Source organism: Brevundimonas sp. (genome assembly GCF_036405315.1).
Classification (GTDB): Bacteria; Pseudomonadota; Alphaproteobacteria; order Caulobacterales; family Caulobacteraceae; genus Brevundimonas.
In genome coordinates, this window is record NZ_DASWXW010000145.1 from 1 (window position 1) to 6008 (window position 6008).

Consider the following 6008-nt stretch of genomic DNA (forward strand, 5'->3'; position numbering starts at 1 on the left):
CATCGTCTACCGCGCCAAGTTCGTCCCGACCGTCTGGGCCGCTCGCCAGTTCGTCAGCCACGGCCACGTGACCGTCGACGGCAAGAAGGTCGACATCGGTTCGTACCGCGTCAAGCCGGGCCAGGTCATCGAGGTCAAGGAAAAGTCGCGCAACATGGCTCTGGTGCTCGAAGCCCAGCAGTCGTCGGAACGCGACATTCCTGACTACCTGGAGCAGGGCGACCGCGGCTTCTCGATCCGCTACGTCCGCGTTCCGGAACTGTCGGACGTGCCGTACCCGGTCAAGATGGAACCGAACCTGGTCGTCGAATACTACTCGTCCTGATTTCAGGCGATCGACGATAGAGTTGATGGAAGCCCCGGTGCGAACCGGGGCTTCTTTCTTATTCAGAGTCCGCTGTTCCCTTGCGGAAGGAAGCAGCGCATTCTGCCGGGCGGACAGGTCCGCCCCGGAAGGCCCAGATGAGACGAACCATCGCCCTTTGCGCTGTCGCCGCCGTCGCCGTCCTGGCGGGCGCTTGCGCCACGCGCGGAACCTCGGCCGTGCGCACCGCCGGAATGCCGGGACAGCTGGAGCCGATCCACGCCGCCGCCTTCACGCGCGATCTGGCGGTCTTCTGGGTCAGCTCGAACGGCTGCACCAGCAAGGCGGACGTCAAACCCTTCATCACCCGTCTGCGGGACAGCGCCGTCATCACCCTGCGCCGGGTGGACGAGGACCGCTGCGCCGACCCGAGGGCCGAGGGGGTGCAGCTGCAGTGGACGTTCGAGGAGCTGGGAATCGCTCCGGGCTCCGAAGTGACGGTCAACAATCCCTACATGATGCGCCCGGACGGCAAGCCGCAAGACGCGTCCTGAGCCGCATGCGATCGGCAAGGCTTCGTTAGCCATTTCGGACGACCGCGGATTAAGATTTGGGCCGGTAGAGACGCCATCCCCCCTGTTGCGTCCTCCCCTCGGATTTCATGCGTATCGTCGATTGCCTGACCAACGCCCATAACCTGGCGCTGGTCGCCCTGGCCGCCCTTGTCTGCGTGCTGGGCAGCTGGATCACCGTCAACCTGCTGAAGCGGGTCCGCAGCACGCGGGCCGGGGCGCGCGCCGCCTGGGTCTTCCTGGGCGCGGTGGCGGGCGGCGCCACGGTCTGGTGCACCCATTTCGTCGCCATGATCGCCTATGAGCCGGGACTCCAGGTGACGTATGAGCCGGGCCTGACGGGTCTGTCGCTGCTGGTCGCCATCGTCGGGTCCGGGGCGGCCCAGTTGCTGGCCGCGCAGCGTTTCCCGGGGTCGGGCCTGATGGGCGGCGTGCTGTTCGGCCTGGCCGTGGCCGCCATGCACTTCATCGGCATGACCGCCTTCGCCGTCGACGCCGTGATCCAGTGGTCGGCGCCCTATGTGGCGGCCGCCGTGGTCGGGTCGGTGCTGTTCGGCGCCCTGGCCTTCAAGGCGGACAAGCTGTGGCCGACGGCCAAGGGGCGCTGGCTGGCCATCCTCTTCATGGTTCTGGGCATCGTCATCCTGCATTTCACGGCTATGTCGGCCATGACCATCCTGCCGTTCGCGCCGCTGGACGGCGCCCTGACCGGCGACGACGCCAAGCACGCCATCGCGATCGGCGTGGCCGGCGTGGGCCTGCTGGTGCTGGGCGCCGGCGCGGCCAGCCACGCGCTGGACAGCCAGTCGCGCGGCCAGGCCGAGGTGCGTCTGCAGCACCTGATCGAGGGCGGCGTGGACGGCGTGGCGATCGAACGCGACGGCGTCGTCATCGGCGCCAACAGCGCCCTGCTGAAACTGGTCGGCGTCGAGCGCGAGGCCCTGATCGGCCAGCCTCTGTCGCTCTGGGCCGAGGACGTGGCGCGACTGGTCGACGGCGACATGGTCCAGTCGTCGCTCAAGACCGCCTCGGGCGAGGTCCTGCCGGTCGAGCTGGCGGCCAAGCGCGACCAGGCCAGCGAGGGCGTGGTCATGATCTACGCCGTGCGCGACCTGCGCGCGCGTCAGGCTCAGGAACGCCGCATCGCCCATCTGGCCCGCAACGACAGCCTGACCGGCCTGCCCAATCGTTCGTCCTTCCTGGAGCGGCTGAACCGCCAGACCGCCACGACCAAGCCGGGCGAGACCCTGGCCCTGTTCGCCCTCGACCTGAACCGCTTCAAGGAGGTCAACGACCTCTATGGCCACGCCGTCGGCGATCAGTTGCTGTGCCGCATCTCGGACCACCTGCGCGAGGCGCTGAAGGACGGCGAGTTCGTCGCCCGGCAAGGCGGCGACGAATTCGTGGCCATGGCCCCGGTCGCCTCGCGCGCCGAGGCCCTGGCCGTGGCCGAGCGCCTGCGCGCCGCCGTCATCCGGCCGGTCAACATCGAGCACGCCGACCTGTCGTGCGGGGCCAGCATCGGCGTCTCCCTGTGGCCCGAGGACGCCGACGACCTGTCGACCCTGATCAACAACGCCGACCTGGCCATGTATCGCGCCAAGGGCTCGCTGACGGTCGACATCTGCTTCTACGAGGCGGACATGGACCAGGCCGTGCGCGCCCGCCGCCGCGTCACCCAGGCCCTGCGCGAAGCCCTGGATAACGAACGGTTCGAGCTGCACTATCAGGTCCAGGCCTCGGTCGAGACCGGCAAGGCGACCGGCTACGAGGTCCTGCTGCGCTGGAAGGACGAGAACGGCCGCAACATCCCGCCGTCGGACTTCATTCCCGTGGCCGAGGAGACCGGCCTGATCCTGCCGATCGGCGAATGGGTGCTGCGTCAGGCCTGCCGGCAGGCCGCCGCCTGGCCGGAGCCGCACCGCATTGCGGTCAACCTGTCGCCGGTGCAACTGGGCCATGTGGACCTGCCGCGCCTGGTGCACCAGGTCCTGCTGGAGACGGGGCTGGAGGCCTCGCGTCTGGAGCTGGAGATCACCGAGACGGCCATGATCAGCGACATGGAGCGCACCACCCATGTTCTGCGCCAGCTGAAGGCGCTCGGCGTCACCATCGCCATGGACGACTTCGGCACCGGCTATTCCTCACTGTCGACGCTGCGGGCCTTCCCCTTCGACAAGATCAAGCTGGACCGGTCCTTCATGACCGAACTGGACGGCGCCGCGCCGCAGTCGCGGGCCATCATCCGCGCCGTCCTGACCATCGGCGAGAGCCTGTCGATCCCGGTGCTGGCCGAGGGCGTCGAGACGGCCGAGCAGTTGGCCTTCCTGCGCGCCCAGGGCTGCAACGAGGTGCAGGGCTATCTGCTGGGCCGACCCCAGCCGGAAGCCGACGCCCTGTCGAACGGCGCCGCCGTGGTGGCGGCGACGCCGTCAGACGAGGCTCAAGCCGCCAGCGAGCCGTCGGCCACGGCCCGCGCCGTCGCATAGCCGGGCCAGTGACCGGCGCCGGCCCGTTCGTACTGGACGGGCAGGCCCTCCGGCTGGCCCAGGGCCACGGCGGCGTGGTGGCCCCAGTTGGGGTCGTCCAGCACCGCGCGGGCGACGGCGACCAGGTCGGCCCGGCCCTGGACCAGCAGGTCTTCGGCCTGCTGGGGGGTGACGATCATGCCCACGGCCATGACGTTGGCCTGGGGGACCGCCGCCTTCACCGCCTCGGCGAAGGCGACCTGATAATTGGGCTGGTCGCCGGGGATGCGGGCGGTGGCGATGTTGCCGCCGCTGGTCAGGTGCAGATAGTCGTAGCCCATGGCGTGCAGGGCCTGACCGAATGCGGCGGCCTCGTCCGGGGTGATGCCGCCCTCGGTCCAGTCCGAGCCGTTGAAGCGCACGCCCAGGGCCTTGGTCCTGGGCCAGGCGTCGCGCAGGGCCTGGGCCACGCGCAGCGGGAAACGCATCCGGTTCTCCAGCGAGCCGCCGAACTCATCCGTCCGTTCGTTCGACAGCGGCGACAGGAACTGGGTCAGCAGATAGCCGTGGGCGGCGTGCAGCTCGACCAGATCGAACCCGGCCCGGTCGGCGCGCCTGGCCGAATCGATGAAGGCCTCGACCACCCGGTCCATGCCCGCCTGGTCCAGCGCCGTGGGCGTGTGCCAGTCGTCGCGGAAGGCTTGCGCCGAGGCGGAAAACGTCTCCCACGCCTTGTCGGCGGGGGCGGGGCCGCCCCGGTCGATCCACGGCGGATTGGTCGAGGCCTTGCGCCCCGCGTGGGCCAGCTGGACGCCGATCGGCGTGTCCGAATAGGTGCGGATGTCGCGGATGATCCGGGCGAAGGCGGCTTCCTGTTCGTCGTTCCACAGGCCGGTGTCGGCCCAGGAGATGCGGCCCGCGGCCTCGACGCCGGTGGCTTCGATCACCACCAGTCCGGCGCCCGACAGGGCCAGGCGGCCGATGTGCTGGGCGTGCCAGGGCTGGGGCACGCCGTCGACGGCGGAGTACATGCACATGGGGGCGACGACGATGCGGTTCTTCAGCGTCAGCGGCCCGACGGCGCGCGGGGTGAACAGCAGACTCATTCTGGATCTCTCGGTTCGACCGCAGTGAAGCGGGATGGGGAGGCGGGTCACAGTAGCTATGACTGTGGCGATTTCGTTCAAGTCCCGCCTTTCCGATTATTCACGTGATCCCGAACGGCGACGCTGGCAGTTTGCCGTCAGCCAAGAAGGGGAACACCTATGCGCCGTATCATCATCGCTCTCGCCGTCGCCGCCGTCGCCGCGCCCATGCTGTCGGGCTGCATCATCATCGCCAGCGACAAGCCGACCACCCGCGTCATCCACTCGACCCCGGCCGAGGCCAACTGATGCGCCTGGCAGCCGTCGCGGCCGTCGCCCTGCTGCCGCTGCTGGGCGGCTGCGTCATCTATTCGAACGACGGCGGGGAAAAGCTCACGGTCGCCGCCTCGGATCGCGTGTCCGTCCAGACCGAAGCCCTGGAAGCCGTCCGCAAGATCGACTTCGACGGTCAAAAGCTGAACGTCGTGGTCGGCTCCAACGGCTGCACCGAGGCGTCCAGCTTCGAGGTCAAGATCAAGGACGGCGATCCGGCCGAGCTCAGCCTGACCCGTCGCGCGCCCGATCTGTGCAAGGCCCTGGTCCGCGAAGGCGTGACCGTCAGCTGGACCTACGCCGAAATGGGCCTGACAGCCGGCCAGCCGGTCCGCGTGCTGAACCCGGTCAGTCTGTAAAGGCAAATGCCCTTCTCCCCTTGAGGGAGAAGGTGGCCCCTCAGGGCCGGATGAGGGGTGCCGGCGGCACGATCGCCCACTTCACTCAGGCGGCGGAGTCTCCATCGGATACGAGGCGCTCACACCCCTCATCCGTCAGGCTTCGCCTGCCACCTTCTCCCTCAAGGGGAGAAGGGAAATTAAGCCGAAAACACCCCCAGCATTTCCGCCGGGATGCGGGCGGGGCGCAGGCTGGTCGCCTCGACCAGGCACCATTCCGAGACGCCCTGGGCGCACAGGCGGCCTTGGCCGTCCTCGATGCGGACATAGCGGTTGAAGCGCGGCCCTTGCGGGTCGCCGACCCAGGTGCGGGCGACGACGCCGGTCGCGCCGGGCTCGATGCCGCGCAGGTAGTCGATCTCGTGTCTCAGCGCGACCCAGGACCATTTCGCCCGCGTCGCCTCGTCGAAGCGCGCGTTCCAGTGGGCCGTGCCGACGTCCTGCAGCCAGCCGACATAGACGACGTTGTTGACGTGGTTGTTCTCGTCGATGTGCTCCGGCCGCACGTCCAGGGTGACGACGAAGACCTCGCGGTCCTCGCGCGGTTGCAACTGCGGCCGGGCCATCCGGGCTTAGGCTTCGCCGAGGGCGACGCCCTTCTCGGCCATCAGGGCCTGAAGTTCGCCGGCCTGGAACATTTCGCGCACGATGTCGGACCCGCCGACGAACTCGCCCTTGACGTAGAGCTGCGGGATGGTGGGCCAGTCGGTGAAGGCCTTGATGCCGTCGCGCAGGGCTTCGTCCTGAAGCACGTCGACGCCGACGAAGGCCGCGCCCACGTGGTCGAGGATCTGCACCGCCAGCGAGGAGAAGCCGCAGCGCGGCGCGTCCGGCGTGCCCTTCATGAA

Annotated in this window: 8 protein-coding genes; 5 read left to right on the forward strand and 3 right to left on the reverse strand. The window is 68.9% G+C overall.

The features are described 5' to 3' along the window. From rpsD to VGE49_RS08925, 3 genes are all read left to right on the forward strand, one after another. A partial coding sequence (rpsD, locus tag VGE49_RS08915; RefSeq protein ID WP_331034205.1) for a 30S ribosomal protein S4 occupies positions 1 to 325 on the forward strand: 325 nt, incomplete at its 5' end. A gap of 137 nt (positions 326 to 462) precedes the next feature. Then, the gene (locus VGE49_RS08920) at positions 463 to 858 is read left to right on the forward strand and encodes a hypothetical protein (RefSeq protein ID WP_331034206.1); all 396 of its coding nucleotides are present in this window, start codon (positions 463 to 465) and stop codon (positions 856 to 858) included. A gap of 107 nt (positions 859 to 965) precedes the next feature. Beyond that, positions 966 to 3365 (forward strand): bifunctional diguanylate cyclase/phosphodiesterase, encoded by a 2400-nt coding sequence (locus tag VGE49_RS08925; protein WP_331034207.1) that lies wholly within the window; start codon positions 966 to 968, stop codon positions 3363 to 3365. Here VGE49_RS08925 and VGE49_RS08930 read toward each other — a convergent pair. Then, entirely contained in the window at positions 3320 to 4450 is a 1131-nt protein-coding gene (locus VGE49_RS08930; protein WP_331034208.1) for an NADH:flavin oxidoreductase/NADH oxidase, read from the reverse strand. The genes VGE49_RS08925 and VGE49_RS08930 overlap by 46 nt on opposite strands. A gap of 159 nt (positions 4451 to 4609) precedes the next feature. Between VGE49_RS08930 and VGE49_RS08935 the strand changes: the two genes are divergently transcribed. Both VGE49_RS08935 and VGE49_RS08940 read left to right on the forward strand, forming a co-directional pair. Continuing rightward, positions 4610 to 4738: a hypothetical protein gene (locus VGE49_RS08935; protein ID WP_292032595.1), complete on the forward strand. Its 129-nt coding sequence runs from the start codon at positions 4610 to 4612 to the stop codon at positions 4736 to 4738. Next, positions 4738 to 5121, forward strand: a complete 384-nt coding sequence (locus VGE49_RS08940; protein WP_331034209.1) for a hypothetical protein — start codon at positions 4738 to 4740, stop codon at positions 5119 to 5121. The genes VGE49_RS08935 and VGE49_RS08940 overlap by 1 nt, the downstream gene beginning before the upstream one ends. Positions 5122 to 5300: 179 nt before the next feature. On the opposite strand, the gene VGE49_RS08945 is transcribed toward VGE49_RS08940, so the two are convergent. Both VGE49_RS08945 and grxD read right to left on the reverse strand, forming a co-directional pair. Further along, on the reverse strand, positions 5301 to 5726 hold the full coding sequence (locus VGE49_RS08945; protein WP_331034210.1) for an acyl-CoA thioesterase: 426 nt from the start codon (positions 5724 to 5726) through the stop codon (positions 5301 to 5303). A 6-nt stretch (positions 5727 to 5732) separates the two neighbouring features. Beyond that, on the reverse strand, positions 5733 to 6008 hold a 276-nt coding region (gene grxD / locus VGE49_RS08950), incomplete at its 5' end, for a Grx4 family monothiol glutaredoxin (protein ID WP_331034211.1).